General features: G+C 35.2%; 11 protein-coding genes. All 11 read left to right on the forward strand.

What is annotated here, in order from left to right:
• Positions 1-197: 197 nt before the first annotated feature.
• Positions 198-1184 carry a pectinesterase family protein gene (locus AC5ZCW_RS21955; RefSeq protein WP_496121778.1) on the forward strand — a complete coding sequence of 329 codons (987 nt, stop codon included), beginning with the start codon at positions 198-200 and terminating at the stop codon, positions 1182-1184.
• Between the two features lie 705 nt (positions 1185-1889).
• On the forward strand, positions 1890-5258 hold the full coding sequence (locus AC5ZCW_RS21960; RefSeq protein WP_496121780.1) for a SusC/RagA family TonB-linked outer membrane protein: 3369 nt from the start codon (positions 1890-1892) through the stop codon (positions 5256-5258).
• A 16-nt stretch (positions 5259-5274) separates the two neighbouring features.
• Positions 5275-7245 (forward strand): RagB/SusD family nutrient uptake outer membrane protein, encoded by a 1971-nt coding sequence (locus AC5ZCW_RS21965; protein ID WP_343543914.1) that lies wholly within the window; start codon positions 5275-5277, stop codon positions 7243-7245.
• Positions 7246-7348: 103 nt separating this feature from the next.
• Positions 7349-9061, forward strand: coding sequence for a polysaccharide lyase (locus AC5ZCW_RS21970; protein ID WP_496121782.1), 1713 nt, complete (start codon positions 7349-7351; stop codon positions 9059-9061).
• 186 nt (positions 9062-9247) lie between these two features.
• The gene (locus AC5ZCW_RS21975) at positions 9248-9937 is read left to right on the forward strand and encodes a DUF3826 domain-containing protein (RefSeq protein WP_343543916.1); all 690 of its coding nucleotides are present in this window, start codon (positions 9248-9250) and stop codon (positions 9935-9937) included.
• A 42-nt stretch (positions 9938-9979) separates the two neighbouring features.
• Positions 9980-11686: a polysaccharide lyase gene (locus AC5ZCW_RS21980; protein WP_496121784.1), complete on the forward strand. Its 1707-nt coding sequence runs from the start codon at positions 9980-9982 to the stop codon at positions 11684-11686.
• Between the two features lie 390 nt (positions 11687-12076).
• The gene (locus tag AC5ZCW_RS21985; protein WP_496121785.1) at positions 12077-15172 is read left to right on the forward strand and encodes a DUF6298 domain-containing protein; all 3096 of its coding nucleotides are present in this window, start codon (positions 12077-12079) and stop codon (positions 15170-15172) included.
• Positions 15173-15326: 154 nt separating this feature from the next.
• A complete protein-coding gene (locus AC5ZCW_RS21990) occupies positions 15327-16733 on the forward strand; it encodes a glycoside hydrolase family 140 protein (protein ID WP_343543922.1) in 1407 nt (468 codons plus the stop codon).
• Between the two features lie 272 nt (positions 16734-17005).
• Complete coding sequence (locus AC5ZCW_RS21995; RefSeq protein WP_343543924.1) at positions 17006-18574, forward strand: glycoside hydrolase family 28 protein; 1569 nt, start codon at positions 17006-17008, stop codon at positions 18572-18574.
• Between the two features lie 61 nt (positions 18575-18635).
• On the forward strand, positions 18636-19553 hold the full coding sequence (locus AC5ZCW_RS22000; RefSeq protein ID WP_343543926.1) for a glycoside hydrolase family 43 protein: 918 nt from the start codon (positions 18636-18638) through the stop codon (positions 19551-19553).
• 86 nt (positions 19554-19639) lie between these two features.
• A complete protein-coding gene (locus AC5ZCW_RS22005; RefSeq protein ID WP_496121786.1) occupies positions 19640-21502 on the forward strand; it encodes a six-hairpin glycosidase in 1863 nt (620 codons plus the stop codon).
• Positions 21503-21608: the final 106 nt, after the last annotated feature.

Raw genomic sequence — 21608 nt, forward strand, 5'->3', positions numbered from 1 at the left:
TAGACTCGATAATGATCTGAGAAAATATTACATTAGAAAAGTTGATCAAGGGAAAAACAAAATGAGTGTTTTAAATGCTGTTAGAAACAAAATAATACATAGAGTTTTTGCAGTAATAAAAAACCAAACCTTTTATGAAAAAGATTTGGTTTTATCATAGAAATCGGAATGACAAAAAACGAAATAAATAAAAAAATATGAAATACATTCTAACCTTATTTTTAATTACAACACTTTCTTTATCAGCTCAAGCGGTCGATAACAAATTAGCATTAACCGTTGCTCAAGATGGTTCTGGTGATTTTAAAACCATTCAGGAAGCGGTAAATAATGTCAAAGACAATTCAGAAATACGAGTTGTAATAACAATAAAGCCAGGAAAGTATGTTGAGAAATTAGAAATTCCTGCTTCAAAACCATTTATCACTTTAAAAGGAATTGATAGAAACAAAACCATAATTTCATTTGATGATTATTCTGGGAAACCGCTTCGCGAACCAGATCCATCGGGTAAAAAAGAATTCGGAACTTCAACTTCTTATTCTTTTTTAATTAAAGGAAATGATTGCAGACTAGAAGACCTTACTGTCGAAAACACAGCTGGAAGAGTAGGGCAGGCAGTGGCGCTTCACATAAAGAGTGATAGAGTTGTTGTGAAAAACTGTAATCTTTTAGGAAATCAGGATACGCTTTATCTATCTGAAGGAAATACGCGAACCTACTTTGAAAACTGTTTCATCAACGGTACAACCGATTTTATATTCGGAGCTGCAACGGCTTATTTTTTTAAATGTACAATTGAAAGTTTAATCAATTCATATATCACAGCAGCTTCAACTCCGCAAGGGCAAGCTTACGGTTTTGTTTTTGCTGATTGTAAGCTTATTGCAAATGACAAATCAGTAGACAAAGTATTTTTAGGAAGACCTTGGAGACCTTACGCACAGACAGTTTTTATCAATACAGATCTTGGTTCGCACATTATTCCAGAAGGGTGGAATGCTTGGATTGATACTCGTTTTCCTGACAAAGATAAAACTGCTTATTATGCAGAATTTGGAAGTAAAGGTTCGAGTGCAAAAAATATTTCTCAGCGAGTATCATGGTCACATCAATTGAAAAAAGAAGATCTTAAAAAATACAATCGAGATTTAGTTTTAAACGGATGGGATCCGAAAAAATAACGTTTTAATTTTACCCAAAATAAATAACCTTAAACAGAACAAAATTTTAATTTAACAAAAACCCGCTGACATCAATGTTTAGTGGGTTTTTTGCTTTTTTGAGGTCAGCAAAAAATGGATAAATTATCCTTTAAGTTTCGTTGGTCAGAATTTACTTTTAAAAAATATTTTTTTTAGTAAAAATTATTCAAACTTTTTTTATGCTATCCTGTAACTATCCTGCTTATTTTTTTGTAGGTTTTTTATCGTAAAATAAATATGCTTTTAGTATTTATCTCTATCGATTTCGTTGAAAAAGCGTTTTTTATAAGCTCTTATTTATCAGGTATCAATGTAATAATTTTGAAGAATAAATACTATATGTCTATTTTTGATATAAATCTTATTGGTTTTTAATTAAAATGAGTTTGTAAATTTTCTTTTAAGCAAACATTTGTCTTAAATATTTAGGTTCGTTTATTTTTTCCGTTCGTTTTTTATTAATATTGTTTTTTTAGTCATATTTTTTTTGACATTCTGCCATTAAAACAGGATAGAGCAGGACGGTTGTAATCTATCATCGTCATATTTTTGGAATATTAAAATAAATGTGTTTTTAACATTTAATAATCTTTATTAAGATTTCTTTAAATAAAGTTTTATTATAATTAAGACATGTTTAAAACATGACTAACTAACATTAATAACCTAACCAAAAAAACATTTATGAAACAAGCACTTATAAAAAGATGTAGTTTTCTTTTGTTTACACTGATGAGTGTATTGAGTTATGCTCAAAGTAATCAAGTTACAGTAACAGGAGCTGTTACCGATAATTTATCTGGTCTTCTTCCTGGAGTAAACGTAACTGAGAAATCTACAAAGAATACAGTTACAACAGATTTTAATGGTAAGTATCAAATTAAAGTAAAACCAGGCGCTACTTTGGTGTTTTCATTTATAGGAATGAAAAAATTAGAAATTGCGATTAATGGGCGTACTGTAGTAGATGCTAAATTAGCTGAAGATTCAAACGAACTTCAAAATATAGTTGTTGTAGGTTACGGTACTCAGAAAAAAGAAAAACTTACTGGGGCAATTGCAACGATTAATGCTGCAGATGTTCAAGATTTACCAGTTTCTAACTTATCTGATGCTTTGAAAGGATTAGTTCCTGGATTAGCTGTTATAGATGGAGGAGGACGTCCAGGTGATGCTGCTTCTTTACAGATTCGTCAAACTTTCAGCTTTTCTAAAGATGGAGGATTCAATACACCATTGATTGTTATTGATGATATGGTGCAGGTAGATCCTGTATCGGGTTTCCCTACGTTAGATGCTTTTAACCGTTTAGATCCTTCTGAGATAGAAAGTATTACCGTATTAAAAGATGCTTCAGCAGCTATTTATGGTTCTCGTGCTTCTCAAGGTGCAATCGTTGTAAAAACTAAAAGAGGTAAAGCTGGTGTTACTAAGTTTTCATACTATAGCCAGTTTGCAGTGAATGATGCTGTGAGCCATAGTAAAACTATGAGCGCTTATGAGTACGGACTTTGGTCAAATAGATTTCTATCAGTTAAAAATTTAAGCAACAATGGAGTAGGTTATTTTTCTGATGCTGAATTGGAGCAAATGAAAGGCTTAAATTATGATTGGTTAAAAGAGGCTTGGAAACCTGCAACTCAAGATAAACATACTTTGACTGTTACTGGAGGTAATGAAAAAATGACCTATTTTGCTGGTCTTAACTATTTTACTCAAGGAGCAAACTTAGGTAAGCAGGATTATCAAAAATGGAATTTCAGAACTGGTATTAATGCGAAAATTTCTAATTCATTAGATTTTTCTGCAGCAATTGCTACCAATTCTGGAGATATAGAAAGATCATTTACAAAAGCTTCGGCTAATATTAATGATAGCAGTTACGGAAGTATTGCTGGTGGAGGAGAGCAAGCAGATTACGGTTATTTGCTACATATGCCAAAATATATTCCTTGGGAAACTGTAGTGGACGGAAAAGATTACTATATGTCTCCTTTTCCTAAAACTACTAGAAACTTAGGAAGTGCAAATGCAAATACAACAATTGCAGGATGGAACTATTTTGCAACTTTAAACAATGGTTCTAAACAAGTTTCGGATGATTTCTCATACAACGTGAACATGTCTTTGAACTATAAAGTTCCTTTTGTAAAAGGACTATCTCTTAAAGGTACTTTTGCAAGAACAGAAAGCACTGGATATACAGAACAAGTTCAGTTGCCATTTGATTTAGCTAGAATTAAAAATTACGAACTTCAAGATCGTCACTTAGCTAGTGCAGCTGTTCCAACAACTGCTTCTACAGGAAATTATCAAATTGATACTAACGTTCGTAACTCTCGTGTGTACTATAATACTTCTCTTAGCAGAAATAATCAGAGTAACTTTTTTGCAAATTATGCTAGAGTATTTGGAAATCATGATGTTAGCGGTATGGTTGGTATGGAGCGTACAGAGGCTGAATACAGAACAACACGTTTAGCATATGAAGGTACAGGAAAAGATTATGCTGGAACTTATCAGACAGCTGGAACAATTTCTCCAAACTCAATTAATACAAAAGGAGAATCAGGAACACTTTCTTATTTAGGTAGATTCAATTATAGCTATAAGTCTAGATATTTGTTAGAATTTCTTTTCCGTAGTGATGCTTCAACAAAATTTGCTCCTGAAAACTACTGGGGATTCTTTCCATCAGTTCAGGCAGGATGGATTGTGTCTAAAGAAGATTGGTTTACTAAAGCATTACCAGGCATAGATTTTCTTAAACTTCGTTATTCTATTGGTAAAACTGGTAAAGATAACGTACAGGCTTGGAGATGGATGCAGTACTATGATGTTATAGTTGATAAAGGTTCTGTGTTTGGAACTGGTGCTACTGGTGGATCTTTAGGTGGTGGTGTTACTCCAAAAGTTAATCCAAACAGAAATGTAGGTTGGGATACAACAATCAAAAATAACATTGGACTTGATGTTAATGTATTGAAAAATAGATTACAAATTAATACTGACTTTTATTATGACAGAACAACAGATATGTTAACTAACATGGCAGGTGCTGTTGGTGTGCCAATTTCAGTTGGTGGTGGTTTTGCTGAACAAAATTATGCAGCTGTTGATGCTTGGGGACTTGAGGTAAGTTTGAACTGGAGTGATAAAATCAAAGATGATTTTAGTTATAATGTTGGAGTAAACTTTGGATACTCAGATAATAAAGTAAAAAAATATCCAGACCAAGCTTTACAACATCCATCATTTAATGTAACGCAAACAGGATCTTCTACTTTCTTCCCATATTGGGGATTCAAAACTTGGGGCGGAACATCTACAGGAGACGGAATTTTACGTACAGATGAAGATATTGCAAACTACTGGGCTTATTTATCAGAAAGAGCGGCTGCGGCTGGAACAACACCAAGCTTCAATAAAATTACAACTATGGCTGGAATGGTTAAAGGTATGCTAGCTTACGAAGATGTTGGTGGAGCATTTGATCCTGCAACTGGTAAACAAGCAGGACCTGATGGAAGAATCGATAAAAATTTAGATTATCAGAAATTAGTAAATGCAAATAGAACTTATGGTTTTACTACTAATTTAGGTATGAAATATAAAGGGTTTTATGCTAGAACTCAAATTTCTACATCTTGGGGCGGATTCCGTGAACTTGATGTAGTAAAACAAGGAACTGCAACAGCACACAACATGTGGGCTCACGAAAGCTACTGGACAGATATGTACGGTCCTGATAATGTAAATGGTAAATATCCTAACTTGGCCTTATATGATGATGAGTTGGTTGGTGCTCCTTCAAACTTCTGGCAATTAAATAATTTCCGTTGTTTTGTTCGTAACTTAACTGTAGGTTATGGTTTACCAAAAGACGTTTTAAATAAATTAAATATCAGCAGTTTAGCAATTGGTGTAACTGGAAATAATCTTTGGGATTTCTATAATCCATATCCTAATCATTATCGCAATATGTATGATTCATCGTATGATACTTATCCAACTTTGAGAACTTGGTCTGTTAACTTAAGTGTATCATTCTAATAAAAAATAAGTAATTATGAAACTAAGAATAAACTCAATATTAACTCTTGTAGTATTACTTATAGTTAGTGCTTCATGTAGTGACAATTTTCTTGAGGACAAGAAAAATTTTGGACAAATTGATGATTCATTTTATCAAAGTCAAGATCGTACAAATTGGTATATAAACAATTTATATTACGACTTTTTCTATGCGTATAAATCTCCACAGGCAACTTTTGTCGGTCAATACACAGATGCATACTCTAGATTAACGGAAGAAATAGGAGGGATTACAGACCTTGTAAATCCAACAAAGACTTTAATAAATTCTGATGATGCTACAAATTATTTTGGAACCAAATTAGAAGATAAAATTAAAAATGAGCCTTACAACCGTATTAGAGACTGTAATAGTTTCTTAGAAGATGTTGATGTAAAAGGATCTACTTTAGATAAAACATTCCGTGATCGTGCAAAAGGTCAGGTATATTATTTAAGAGCAATTCAGTATTTTGATTTAATGCGTATGTACGGTGGTGTGCCTCTTGTTACTTCAACACAAGGAGCATCTTCTACAGATGAAGCAATAAAATTACCAAGAGCTTCTGTTACTGAAGTAGTAAAACAAATTGTAGCAGACTTAGATATGGCAGCTTCATTATTGCCTGGTAACTGGCCAGACGCAGGTGCAGATTATGGACGTTTTACAAAAGGAGCAGCTTTAGCACAAAAAGCAAGAGTATTGTTAACATATGCTAGCCCATTGTTTAATAAAAACTGGGATGGTTCTACAGAAAGATGGGAGGCTGCATTGCAAGCTGGTTTAGCTGCAGAAGCTCAATTGACTGCGGATGGTTATGGTTTATATGGAACCAATGCTAAACAATGGAATGATATGTTTACATTGGAAGGATTTAATAAAGAAGCAATTGTAGTTCAATTATTAGGAAACGGAGCAACACTTTCTGTTAGTAATAACAATTCATGGGAAAAAGCGATGCGTTTAGTTAGCCAAGGTGGTACTGGAGCATTTGAAGCACCAAAAGAAATGATTGACTTGTTTCCAATGTCTGATGGAAAAAGACCAACAGCTGCAAATGGGTACGATCCGTTCTTATTCTTTAAAAAACGTGATCCTAGATTTTACAGAACATTTGCTTTCTCTGGAATGAAATGGGGATATGCAGAAAATGCAAATAGTGTAGCTTGGTCTTATCGTTGGTTAGACTCTGCAGATAAAGATAAACCATATTTTAGTGATAACAATCAAGAAAATAGCCCTGCTTACGTAAGAAAAATGTCGAATGTTACGGCATCAAATGCGACTAATTTCCAATATTCTGTAACGAATATTATCGAGTATCGTTATGCGGAGTTATTATTGAATATTGCTGAATGTTATGCTGCAAAAGGCGATATTGGTAATGCAGTGAATTACATTGGAAAAGTTAGAGCTCGTGTAGGAATTCCAGCTGCTGATAACTACGGAATTGGTATTTTAGCTGATAAATATGCTGCGATTGCGGCTTGTTTATATGAGCGTAGAGTAGAATTAGCTTACGAAGGAAAACGTTTCTGGGATGTACAGCGTTGGATGCTTTATAGCGACGAAGCTCTTCCAGGAATTAACGGAGGTACAGTTTCTAAATTAGGTTTGACGCCAATTAATGGTACGCAACGTACAGGTTATTATTTACAGTATAATAAAACAGCTACTAAAACAGATCCGTTGACTAGTGCACGTGCATCAATTAGTGTAGATCCAGATGCTGCGAATTTTAATGCTCAAATAGATGCTTTAGCAACTTTTTATACTACTAATTTCACATTTACAAATTTATTGACTCCTTTGGATAACGTAAATAACGCTGCTGCTCAAATTAAGTTTAATCCAAATTATTACATAATGGGATTACAAACTAGTATTCTAACTCAGAATACTTGGTTACAGCAAACTGTTGGATGGAACGGTGGAACTGCAGGAACATTCAACTACCAAGAATAAATTTTATTATAAGAAACAGAATATTATATAAAGCTTTTCACCTGTATTCGTCAAAAGATACAGGTGATTTGTTTAAAAAGAATTACCACAACTAGAAATTAACATGAAAAATTCCGCATTATTTATCGCATCATCTCTGCTTTTTTTAGGAAGTGCAAAATGTTTTGCTCAATATCCGAAGATTAGTCCAGAAGTTCAGGCTCAGGAAAAAGCTATCAAAGAAGAAGCTCAAAGGCTTTCTGATGAAGCATGGACAAAAGCTTTAGTAGTTATTGAAGAAGAAGCAAAACATGGAAAACCTTATATTCCGTGGGCTGCAAGACCTACTGATTTACCTCAGGCAGAAATTCCTGCTTTTCCAGGTGCTGAAGGTGGTGGAATGTACACTTTTGGAGGTCGTGGCGGAAAAGTTTACACGGTAACAAGTCTAGAAGACCGCGGACCTGGAACTTTACGTGAAGCCTGTGAACAAGGAGGAGCGAGAATAATAGTGTTTAATGTTGCTGGAATTATCAGATTAAAAAGTCCGTTGATTATTCGTGCGCCTTACATTACAATTGCAGGTCAGACTGCTCCTGGTGATGGTGTTTGTATCGCTGGAGAATCAACTTGGATTGATACGCATGACGTAATTATCAGACACGTGCGTTTCCGTCGTGGAGAAACTTTCGTAGGACGTCGTGACGATGCTATTGGAGGAAATCCAGTTGGAAATATTATGATCGATCACGTTTCTGCAACTTGGGGATTAGACGAAAATATGTCAATTTACAGACACATGTACAATCCAGGGCCAGGTTACCCAGATATCAAAGTTGGAACTGTAAATATTACAATCCAAAACAGTTTATTCGGAGAAGCTCTTGATACTTACAATCACGCTTTCGGAAGTACTTTAGGAGGAGAAAACTGTTCTTTCATGAGAAATATGTGGGCAAACAATGCAGGAAGAAACCCTTCTATTGGTTGGAACGGAATTTTCAACTTCGTTAATAACGTAGTTTTCAACTGGTACAACAGATCTACAGATGGTGGAGATTATACTGCTAATTACAATATCATCAACAACTTCTATAAACCAGGACCGGTAACCGATTTAACACAGCCAATCAGCTACAGAATTTTAAAGCCAGAATCAGGAAGAAGCAAATTGCCTTACATGGTTTTTGGTAGAGCTTATGTAAACGGAAACGTTGTTAATGGAAACGAAAAAGTGACTAAAGACAACTGGGATGGCGGAATTCAGTTAGAGAATAAAAAAGGGGAATTAATGACGTATGATGAAGCAAAAGAATACTTCTCTAAAATGAAAGTAGATAAAGCTTTCCCGATGCCTTGGTTCAACAAATTCATGACTGCTGAAGAGTCTTATGAATTCGTTCTTAAAAATGTTGGAGCTACTTTGCCAATTAGAGATAAAGTGGATGAAAGAATCGTAAGAACAGTAAAAACAGGAGTTCCTGAGTATGCTAAAGGACTAGAGAAAAAGACTTTCTACCAATTCGAACACAGACGTTTACCTATGGATTCTTATAAAAAAGGAATCATTACGGATGTTTCTCAAGTTGGAGGATATCCGGAATACAAAGGAAAACCTTATGTAGATACAGACAAAGACGGAATGCCAGATGCATGGGAGAAAAAATACGGTTTAAATCCGAATGATCCATCTGATGCGCAAGGAGATTTAAATGGAGATGGATATACAAATATTGAGGATTACATCAATGGTGTAAACCCTGCAATAAAAGTAGACTGGAAAGATTTAGCTAATAACAAAGAAACATTAGTTAGACCTTTATTAGATTTAAAATAAGGAACAATTTTTGAAAACATAAAATTGCTCGCAAAGTCGCTAAGGCGCAAAGATTATAAAAGTGAAGCATAAAAAACTTTGCGCCTTAGCGACTTTGCGAGATTAAAAAGTTAAGCAGATAAAAAAATATTTAACTTTTTTAACCAAGGCAAACTATGTTTTAAATCAGATAAAAAAAGAAAACTTATGGCACTAAATAAAATAAATGCTGGTTTATTATCGCTGGTTTTTGCATTTTCAACTTTAAATGCACAACAGCATTTAGATCCTGAATATGTAAAAGTTACCAACGAAAGAGCTGCAAAAATCGTTACCAAATTAGATTTGAAAAACGAAGCAAAAGAAAAAGCAGTTTCAAATATTATCGCGCAGCAATTCAGAGATTTAACTGAAATTCAAGATGGAAGAGATGCTGAAATCAAAAAAGTAAAAGAAGATACTTCTTTGGCTAAAGAAAAGCAAAACGAGAAAATTGATAAATTGAAAGCAAAGGCAGACGAATCAATTGCAAAACTGCATAAATCTTATATCAAAAAATTAGGCAAAGAATTGTCTGAAGATAAAATCACTGAAGTTAAAGACGGAATGACTTATGGTGTGCTTCCAATTACGGTTGCAGGTTACAACGATATGCTTCCGAATTTGACAGCAGAACAAAAAGACTATATCTACAAAGCTTTAGTTGAAGCTAGAGAACATGCAATGGACGCAGGTTCTTCTAAAGAAAAACATGGCTGGTTTGGTAAATACAAAGGAAGAATCAACAATTATTTATCAAAACAAGGTTACGATTTAAACAAAGAAAGTGCCGACTGGCATAAACGTATCGAAGAAAGAGAGAAGAGTAAAACAAAAGATTCTACTGCAAAAGAATAATCTCTTAAAAACTAACTACTATTAACTAGACCACACAATTCAATGCAAAATATTTTTCCCAACCGTACTTTAAAAAGAGCATTTATGGCGTTGTCATTTTGTTCACTTGTGTCATCGGCTTATGCCCAATATCCTGTAATTCCAAAAGACGTTCAAGCTAAGGCAGATGCCCTTTTAGAAGCTGACGAAAAGAGATTAAGCGAAATCTGGAATGCCAACTTGCATATCATAAAAGAAGAAGCAAAACAAGGAAAACCATATTTGCCTTGGGCTTCTTATCCAAAAGATTTTGTTCAAGCAGATATTCCTGCTTTTCCAGGTGCTGAAGGAGGCGGAGCCTATACGCAAGGTGGACGTGGAGGAAAAATATTCGTAGTGACGAGTTTAGAAGATAGTGGAAAAGGAACTTTTCGCGAAGCTTGTGAAGCTGTTGGAGCAAGAACAATTGTTTTTAATGTTTCGGGAATTATCCATTTAAAAAGCAGAATCAGCATGCGTGCACCTTACGTGACAATTGCTGGACAAACTGCTCCTGGCGACGGAATTTGTATTGCAGGAGAAACTTTAGAAATTGACACACACGATGTTATAATTAGACATATGCGTTTTAGACGTGGTGCAACAGAAGTTACAAGAAGAGATGATGCGCTGGGAGGAAATGTAATCGGAAATACTATAATTGACCACTGTTCTGTAAGCTGGGGATTAGATGAAAACATTTCTTTATACAGACATCAATTTGCACCTAACGCAAAGTCGAAATTGGAGAAATTGCCTGCTTGTAATATCACGATTCAGAACACTATTTCAGCAGAAGGTTTAGATACTTATAATCATGCTTTTGGAAGTACAATTGGCGGATTAAATAGTACTTTTATGCGCAACTTATGGGCCGACAACATTTCAAGAAATGCTTCTATCGGAATGTATGGAGACTTTAATTTTGTGAATAACGTAGTATTTAATTGGTGGAATCGTACTCTGGACGGAGGTGATTATCGTTCGATGTTAAATATCATCAATAACTATTTCAAACCAGGTCCAATAACACCTGCAAACGAACCTATTGCACATAGAATTGTAAAACCAGAATCTGGATATATTGAACCTAAACAATACGGAAGAGCTTATGTTTCAGGAAACTTTATTGTTGGATCTCCTGAAGTTACGGCAGACAACTGGAATGGAGGAGTACAATTGGAAAATCTTCCAGAAGCGGAAACGGCAGCATTTTTAGCAGCAATAAAACAGCCAAAACCTTTTTCTATGCCAAAATTCAATATCATGTCGGCAGAAGAAGCTTATGATTTTGTTTTGACGAATGTTGGAGCAACAATTCCGAAAAGAGATGCAGTTGATGAAAGAGTGATCAAGCAAGTTCGTACAGGAAAAATTGAAGTAAAAGACGGTTTAGAAAATTCAATTGGAAAAGAATATATCAAAAGAAGATTGCCGGCTGACTCTTATAAAAAAGGAATTATAACGCATCCTGATCAAGTTGGCGGATATCCAACTTACAAAGGGAAAGCCTATAAAGATTCAGATAATGACGGAATTCCAGATGCTTGGGAAAAGAAATATGGTTTAAATCCAAATGATGCTTCAGACGCTAATAAAGATGCAAATGGAGACGGTTATACCAACATCGAGAAATATTTTAACGGAATCGATCCAAACACTAAAATTGATTGGACGAAAACGGAAAATAATACGGATACTTTAGCGAAATTAAAGTCTTTATTACAATAATGATTTTAATCAGTTAAATATTCTAAACAACAACCTGACAGGTTTTCAAAACTTGTCAGGTTTAATTACACAAAGAATATCCATCTAGTTTGTCATTTCGACGAAGGAGGCTCGAGCGATAGCGAACAGGCGAAGCAAATCTTCGCAAGAAACTCCAAAAAGTATATCAATCTTTGTCGATTTAGCAACGAAGATTTATTTCATCCGTTTGCTATCGCTCGGGTCTCCTTCGTCGAGATGACAAGATTGGAGAAAATAGGATTTTATAAATTTATTGTTCCTTAAAAGGTTAATTTTAAGAATCTAAACTCTGAAATTTAAATTAAGAAAAAAGTGAATTTCCATCAATCAAAAAATATAGTTTCTTCTTTTAAAAACACATTTTCTTTAATGTGTATTACTCTGTTTATTAGCGGAAACATCACAGCCCAAAACAATTTCCCAGACATTGTAAAAACCAAAGAAGGAAAACTTTCTTTTACAACAGATAATCAAGGAAATCAAATCCCAGATTTTTCTTTTGCAGGATATAAAAACTCTGAAGTTGCCATTCCGAATTTGGAAAACAAGATTTTTGTTTCTCAACAAGAAGAAGATGCAACACAGAAAATCCAAAATGCAATTGATTATGTAAGCGCATTAAAACCTGATAAATCAGGATTTCGTGGAGCCGTTTTGTTAGACAAAGGAACTTTCAAAATTAGTGGAACATTATACATTAGAAAATCGGGAGTTGTTTTAAGAGGAAGTGGCAATACCGAAAACGGAACCGTACTTTTAGGAACTGGTTTAGAAAGAGAAGCTTTAATTAGAATTTTAGGTGTAAACGATAAAGTGTATAAAGATTCATTTGAATTTGCAAACGCTTACACGCCACTTGGAACGCAAAAAATTCAATTAAAAAATACATCAAAATTAAAAGTTGGAGACGAAATCGAAATCAGTAAACCTTTAACGGATAACTTCATTAAAGAAGTAAACATGCAAGATTTCGGTGGAGAAACTTCTTGGATTGGATGGAAAAAAGGGGATTGGGCGACAACTTGGAATCGTGTCGTAACCAAAATCAACGGAAACGAAGTGACTGTAAATGCTCCAATCACAATGTCTTTAGATGATGTTTTCGGAACTTCAAAAGTAACTGTTTATTCATGGCAAGGAAGAACTGAAAATAACGGAATTGAAAATATCTTAATAAAATCAACCTACAATCCTTCAAATTTAAAAGACGAAGAACACCGTTGGCAGGCTATTAGCATTGAAAGCGCTAGAAATGCTTGGGTAAAACAAGTTAATTTTAAGCACTTTGCAGGTGGAGTCGTTACGGTTTTAAAAACAAGTCAGCAAATTACAGTTGAAGATTGTATTGCAACAGAACCAATTTCAGAAATTGCTTCATTCAGAAGGCATACTTTTTATACCGAAGGTCAGCAAACTTTATTCCAACGTTGTTACTCCGAATTTGGATATCATGATTTCGCTGTGGGTGGCTTTGGAACAACTGGACCAAACGCTTTCGTACAATGCGAATCACATTTGCCATTCGAAAACAGTGGCGCAATCGGAAGCTGGGCCACAGGAGTTTTATTTGACATAGCGAATATCGACGGAAAAGCATTAAGCTACAACAACAGAGCACAAGGTGGAAGAGGTGCTGGATGGACAGCGGCCAATTCTGTAATCTGGGAGTCATCGGCATCAAAAGTAGAATGTTATAGCCCGCCAACAGCACAAAACTGGGCTTTTGGAGTTTGGGGACAATTTGGAGGAAACGGACATTGGAAAAACGTAAACGAACATATCAGTCCAAGAAGTTTATTCTACACACAACTAGAAGCTAGATTAGGAAAACTTCCAGTTCAGCCTTTTATCTACGATTTAGGCTCAGAAGCTTCTTCAAGTCCGAGTATAGAAGTTGCTGCAGAATTGACTAAAAACTCTGCTACAACGGCAAAAAGTTTACAAGAATTGATTGCAGAAGCTTCAAAAGAAAATCCGATTAATATTGATAGTAAAGGTTTAAAAAATGCAAACGATTTAAAAGTTGCATTAAATAAAACTGAAAAATCGACTTCAAAAGTAACAGCAGAAAACGGCTGGCTAACTTTTGAAGGAAAAGTAATTGCAGGAAAACAGACTAACGTTGCATGGTGGAGAGGCGATCTAACCGATGATTTTGTAAACAAATCAACACCGCATATTACTCGTTTTGTACCTGGGAGAACAGGAAACGGATTGACTGATAAAGTACAGGAAACCGTAGATTATTTGACTAAAAATAATATCGTTGCCTTAGAGCATAATTATGGTTTATGGTACGACAGAAGAATGGACGATCACGAACGTGTTCGCCGAATTGATGACGATGTTTGGCCTCCGTTTTACGAACAGCCTTTCGCAAGAAGCGGACAAGATTTTGCTTGGGATCATCTGAGTAAATACGATTTAACAAAATTTAATGATTGGTATTGGAGCCGTTTAGCGCAGTTTGCAACGCTTGCAGAACCAAATGGACAAATATTAATCAATCAGCAATATTTTCAGCACAATATTTTAGAAGCCGGAGCGCATTGGGCAAGTTCACCTTGGCGTTCTGCTAACAATATCAACAGCACAGGATTTCCTGAGCCACCGCCTTACGCAGGAGACAAACGTATATTTATGGCGGAGCAGTTTTATGACATTACAAATGCTCAAAGAAGAAAATTACACGAAGGTTTCATTAGAAAATCATTCGAAAACTTTCAGGAAAATAGTAACGTAATTCAGTTAACAAGTGCTGAATATACAGGTCCGTTACATTTTATGGAATTCTGGTTAGACCAAGCCCAAAAGTGGAAAGACGAAACGGGCAAAAAAGGTTTAATTGGTTTAAGTGCTACAAAAGATGTTCAAGATGCTATTTTAAATGATGCTAAAAGAAATAAAATTGTAGATGTAATTGATATTCGCTATTGGTATTATAAAGAAGACGGCTCGGCTTATGCACCGCAAGGAGGTGTAAACTTAGCACCAAGACAGCATGCGAGAAAACTAAAAACTGGAAAAGAAACGGATAATCAGGTATATCGCGCTGTTCGTGAATATCGAGAAAAATATCCTGAAAAAGTCATTTTATATTCAACAGACGGTTCTTCAAGATTTGGATGGCCAGCTTTAATGGCGGGAGCCTCATTGCCAAATATTCCGAAAATCGAATTGCCTCAGTTTTATGCCGCTTTAAGCGAAATGAAATTAGTTGAAGGAAATACTTTTTCAGACAATCTCTGGAAGTTGGAAAACAAAGGAAAAAGCTATCTTTTCTATTTGAAAAACGACCAAGATATCACAATTGATTTATCAAATGAAAAAGGAACATTTGAAGTATTTGCAATAAATGCTACAACAGGAAATACAACAAAAAAAGCTAACATTAGCGGAGGAAAACAAGTCATAATTCCACAAGCTGAAATAAAAGAAAAAGTGCTTTTTGTAGTGAAAAAATAGTTAGCCACAGATTTCACAGATTAAAAGGATTAAAATAAAATCTGCCTAATCTGTGAAATCTGTGAGAAAAAATATAAAGACAAAGCTTGGAAAATCCATTAAATCAGTGAAATCTGTGGCAAAAAAATAAAACACAATTCAAAAACAAACCAAAATGAATCTGAAAATTAAATCTTTATACGCTCTTTGTATAAGCTTTATGTTGACAGCGCAAAGCGGATTTTCGCAATCAGCCAAAACAAAAGCATCTCTGCCTCAAATCAAAGTATCTAAAAATCAGCATTATTTTGTTACTGAAAACGAAAAACCATTTTTCTGGCTTGGCGACACAGGGTGGCTAGCATTCGGAAAACTGGACAGAGCAGGAATTGAGAAATATTTTAAAGACAGAAAAGACAAAGGATTCAATGTTGTTCAGGTAATGGTTTTGCACAACATAAATGCAGTTAACGTGTATGGCGATGCAGCTTTGATAAACGAAGACGTTTCCAAGCCCTTGATTACAGCAGGAAATGATTTCAAAGATGCAAAGCAATACGATTATTGGGATCATGTAGATTACACCTTAGACGTGGCTCAGAAAAACGGAATTTATGTAGCGATGGTTCCAGTTTGGGGAACAAACGTTTCAAAAGGAAATAAAGTAAGCAAAGAACAGGCTACTGAATATGCTAAGTTCTTAGCTAATAGATATAAAAACAGAACCAACGTAATTTGGTTAAACGGTGGAGATACTCACGGAAATGAATTCCAAGATATCTGGAACGCCATTGGAAACACTTTAAAAACTAACAATCCAAATCAGTTAGTTACTTTCCACCCATTTGGAAGAACTGATTCTTCAGAGAATTTCCACAATGAAAAATGGTTAGATTTCAATATGTTCCAATCAGGACACAGAAGATACGATCAGGATTCTATAAAAACGAATTTCAAAGAAGACAATTACAAATTTGTGCTAAGAGATTTTCAATTAAAACCAACAAAACCAACACTTGACGGAGAACCATCTTACGAAGGAATTCCACACGGTTTGCACGATACATTACAGCCAAAATGGACCGCAAGCGACGTTCGTCGTTATGGATATTGGTCAGTACTTTCAGGTGGTGCAGGTTATACGTACGGACATAACGCTGTAATGCAAATGTTCAGAAAAGGCGATAAACCAGCTTACGGAAACAAAGAATTATGGACATCAGCCATTAATGCGCCTGGAGCAAAGCAAATGGTTTATATTAAGAAATTAATGGAAGAAGTGCCATTTTTAGAAGGAGTTCCAGATGTTTCTTTAGTTGTAAATCAAGGAGAAAAATACGATTATATTCCAGCGATAAGAGGCGAAAAATATGCTTTACTGTACACTTACAATGGAAGAATAATAGAAGTAAAACTAGGAAAAATTTCAGGTGATAAATTCGAAGCGACTTGGTACAATCCGAGAAATGGCAAGAAAACGAAAATCGGAACATTTGATAATAAAGGAACTCAAAATTTTCAGCCAGAAGGTAAAAAAGAAGATGGTAATGACTGGGTTTTGATTTTGAAATCTACTAAGTGATTAGTGAAAAGTAAAAAGTAATTAGTGAAATGCAATTCGTGAATATGGAATCACGAATTACCCACAATCTTGTCATTTCGACGAAGGAGAAATCTCCGTTAGTAGCTCAGCATAGTTGAGCAACTTTGAAGAGTTTCTTGTGAAGATTTATTTCATCCGTTCGCTATCGCTCGGGTCTCCTTCGTGGAAATGACAAAAAATGAGAGTAAAAATCTGTACTAATCATTTTATCACGATAGCTATTGGGAGTGGCAAAAGAAAAAAACACAACTATGAAAAAAATACTTATAGTACTCTGCTTCATAACTGGATTGAACACCGTTTTCGCTAACGACGGCTGGTTAAACATCCTAAACGAAGGCGGAAACAACAAAGGAATAAAATGTACTCAAGCCATTCAGAATGCCATTGAAAAAGCATCTAAAAACGGTGGAGGAACTATCTTTTTCCCTGCTGGAGAATACTTAACTGGAGCACTAACATTAAGAAGCAACATCACGATTCATTTAGATTCTGGAGCGCTTTTAAAGTTCTCAGAGAACTTCGATGATTTTCTTCCGTATGTAGAAATGCGTTACGAAGGAATTGTTATGAAAAGTTTCCAACCCTTATTTTATGCAAAAGATGTAGAAAATATCACCATCACAGGAAGAGGAGTAATCGACGGACAAGGAAAAGCATGGTGGAATGAAGTGTATAGAATTGAAACGGCAAAAGAACCATTGCCTCCAACCAAATACCAAACCATGTGGGAAGAGCAAAATAAAGGCCTTTACACAGAACCGTATTATAAGAGAACAGTTGATAAAAAGTTTTTCAGACCATCTTTTTTCCAAGCTTACAACTGCAAAAATATTTTAATCGAAGGCGTAACCTTTAAAAATTCACCATTTTGGACAATTAATCCAGAATTCTGTGATAATGTAACCGTTACCGGAATTTCGATTTTTAATCCGCATTCGCCAAATACGGACGGAATCAATCCTTCTTCGTGTACGAATGTTCATATTTCAAACTGTCATATCAGCGTTGGTGATGATTGTATCACGATTAAATCAGGAAGAGATGGCGACGGACGTAAATATGGAAAAGCAACAGAAAATGTAACCATCACAAACTGCACGATGTTAAGCGGTCACGGTGGAGTGGTTATTGGAAGTGAAATGTCGGGTGGAATCAAAAAAATCACAATATCAAACTGTGTTTTTGATGGGACAGATCGCGGAATCCGTATCAAATCAGCACGTGGAAGAGGTGGTGTTGTAGAAGATATTCGCGTCGATAATATCGTAATGAAAAACATCAAAGAAGAAGCAATTGTATTAAGCCTTTTCTACGACAAAGGAACGCAAGTTGAACCTGTAACCGAGAAAACGCCGATTTTCAGAAACATTCACATGAGCAATATTACGGCTTCAAACGTAAACAAAGCCGGACAGATTCTGGGAATTACAGAAATGCCAATTCAAAACATCACTTTCTCTAACATCAATATGGACGGAAAAGAAGGTTTTACCGTAAGTACAGCAACAGATGTTGAATTTCATGATGTGAAAGTAAACGCCACAATTGGTTCTTCTTTCAAAATATCAGATTCAAAAAATATTATTTTAGACAATGTTGGATCTTCAACACCAATAAAAGGAGTTCCGGTTATCAAATTAGATAATGTTTCAAATGCGTTGATCAACAATAATTTTCCATTCAATCCAACCGATATTTTTATCGAAGCCGATGGAAAAGACTCTAAAAATATTTTCTTGAAAAACAATGTTTTAAACAACGTTACAACGAAAATCAAAAAAGGAGCTTCTTTAGATAAAAAAGCAATTACAGAATAAAAACTGGTGAGCCAACTTTGTCAAAGTTTGAAACTTTGACAAAGTTTAAAGACAACGCAACATGAAAAAAATATTCATCATACTAACCCTTTCGCTTTTTGCGATTAGTTATTCGCAGAAAAAGAAAGATTTATATCTTTTTACATCGTTTAGAGAACCCGCAACAGAAGGTTTATATTTGGCATACAGCGAAGACGGTTACAACTGGAAAGGATTAGAAGGATCGTTTTTAAAACCCGAAATTGGAGCCAGTAAAATCATGCGTGACCCCTCAATCACAAAAGGAGCAGACGGAACGTATCACATGGTTTGGACAACCGACTGGAAAGGCGGAAATGGTTTTGGTTATGCAAGTTCAAAAGATTTGATTCATTGGTCAGAACAGCAATACATTCCCGTAATGAAAAATGAGCCAGAAGTCGTAAATGTTTGGGCTCCAGAAATTTTTTATGATGATGTAAAAAGAGAATACATCATTATTTGGGCATCGACAATTCCGTTTAGATATCCAAAAGGAGTGGAAGAAGAGAAAAACAACCACAGAATGTATTATGTAACGACAAAAAATTTCAAAACGTTTTCGGATACAAAACTATATTACGATCCAGGTTTTAGCGTAATAGACTGTGTGATTGTCAAAAAAAGCAAAAAAGATTATGTTTTGGTTTTGAAAGACAATACAAGACCGATGCGAAATATAAAAGTAGCTTTTGGGAAATCGCCTTTAGGGCCGTTTGAAAAACCTTCAAAACCTTTAACCGAATATTTATCTGAAGGTCCGACAGTAGTGAAGGTGGATAAAAACTGGTTGTTGTATTATGACAATTACGGTTCGAAAAATTATAAAGCGTTAAGCACAACAGATTTTGTTCATTTTGAAGATGTATCCTCCAAAATAAGCCTTCCCGAAGGTCATAAACACGGAACGATTACAACAATCTCTGAAGACGTTTTAAAAGGATTAATTGATAGAAAATAAAAGATAATGCCACAGATTTCAAAGATCAAGCATATAAAAAATAATCTTTTTTAATCCGTGTAATCTGTGACAAAAAAATAAATAAAATGATTACTTTCCAAAACATAAAAACCAACATCATTACAGCCACAATCCTTTTGGCATGTACCGCTGTAAATGCGCAGAACGATACTGTACGTTATGTTGGCAAAACACTTTCAAATATCGATTACCATCACGGACAGTTAAGTCCAGCGGTTGGAGTTCACGCTACGCAAATTATGCGTGCAAGCCGTGAACATCCTGAAAAAGCAGATGGTTTTGGATGGACATACAACCACCAGCCCATGATGGCGTATTGGAATAATACATTTTATTTGCATTATTTAAGCGATCCATCGGGAGAACATATTCCACCAAGCCAGACTTTATTAATGACTTCTAAAAATGGTGTAACGTGGACAAAACCAGAAGTTATTTTTCCAATTTACCGAATTCCTAACGGATGGAAAAAAGAAGGCGTTGAAGGCGTTGCCAAAAATTTGGATGCAATTATGCACCAAAGAATGGGCTTTTATACATCAAAAGACAACCGACTTTTTGCTTTAGCGTATTATGGAATCGCAATGGATGAAAAAGATGATCCAAACGACGGAAAAGGAATTGGACGTGTGATTCGTGAAATCAAGAAAGACGGAAGTTTTGGCGAAATTTATTTCATCAGATATAATAAAACTTGGGACAAATCGAAATCGAAATTCCCATTTTATACCGCATCAAAAGATAAAGGTTTGAAAAAGGCTTGCGAAGAAATCTTATCAGAACCATTGGTTTTACAGCAATGGGTGGAAGAAGCCGATTGTGATGATGAGTTGATTCCGTTACAGAAACCTTATAAAGCTTTTAGTTATTATCATTTGCCAAACGGAAACGTAGTGGGGTTATGGAAACACGCTTTAACTTCCATCAGCAGAAATGGCGGAAAATCTTGGGATTATATGCCATTGCGTGCTCCGGGATTTGTAAATAGCAATGCTAAAATCTGGGGACAAAAAACGTCAGACAATCGTTATGCGACGCTTTATAACCCGTCAGAATATCGTTGGCCATTGGCAATTTCTACAAGTGACGATGGATTGAATTACAAAGATTTATTATTGGTTCACGGAGAAGTAAGTCCGATGCGTTACGGCGGAAACTACAAATCAGCAGGTCCTCAATATGTTCGCGGAATTACAGAGAAAAATGGAACTCCGGCAGACGGAAAAATCTGGGTGGGTTATAGCATGAACAAAGAAGATATTTGGGTGGCATCGATTCCAGTTCCGGTTACTTCGGTGGTTACTGAAAATGTAAATGATGTTTTTAATAATCTTCCTGACGGACAAGAACTAAAACTATGGAATACATATGATCTTTCATGGGCATCAACAAAAATCGAAAAGAAAGCTGATGGCAAAAAATGGCTGACTTTAAGAGATCAGGATTATTTTGACTATTCACGTGCTGAAAGAGTTATTCCTTTTGCTTCAAAAATGGAAGCTGTTTTCACAGTAAAACCAGAGCAAAATAATCACGGATTATTGCAGATTGAATTTCAAAATAAACAAGGTTTACCATCGGTAAGATTGATTTTTGATTCGGATGGAGAATTAAAGGTAAAAAATGGTGCGCGTTTGAGTTCGGTTACAAAATACGAAGCAAACAAAGCATATACAATAACAGTTAAATTAGATGCTAAAAACCGTCAATACACTATAAAAGTAAACGATGGAAAAGAATCAACAAAGATATTTTATGCGCCAACAGACGGTTTCGAGCGAATTATGTTCCGCACAGGAGAGCAAAGACATTCGCCAGATCCAGATACAGCGCCAGACACAGATGATTACGATGATCTGCCTCAAACGGGAAAATTAATCCCAGAAGCAGTATTTAATGTCGAATCGTTGATTACTAGAAAGTTGTAAAGAAAAAATAGCCGCAAGCCGAGTGATAGCATAAGGGCGAAGCAATTCACAAATTATTTTTATAATCAATACGTCGTTTTTGTGATTAATTAATCGAATTAAACTT

It is taken from the genome of Flavobacterium sp. PLA-DH12 (genome assembly GCF_059511845.1).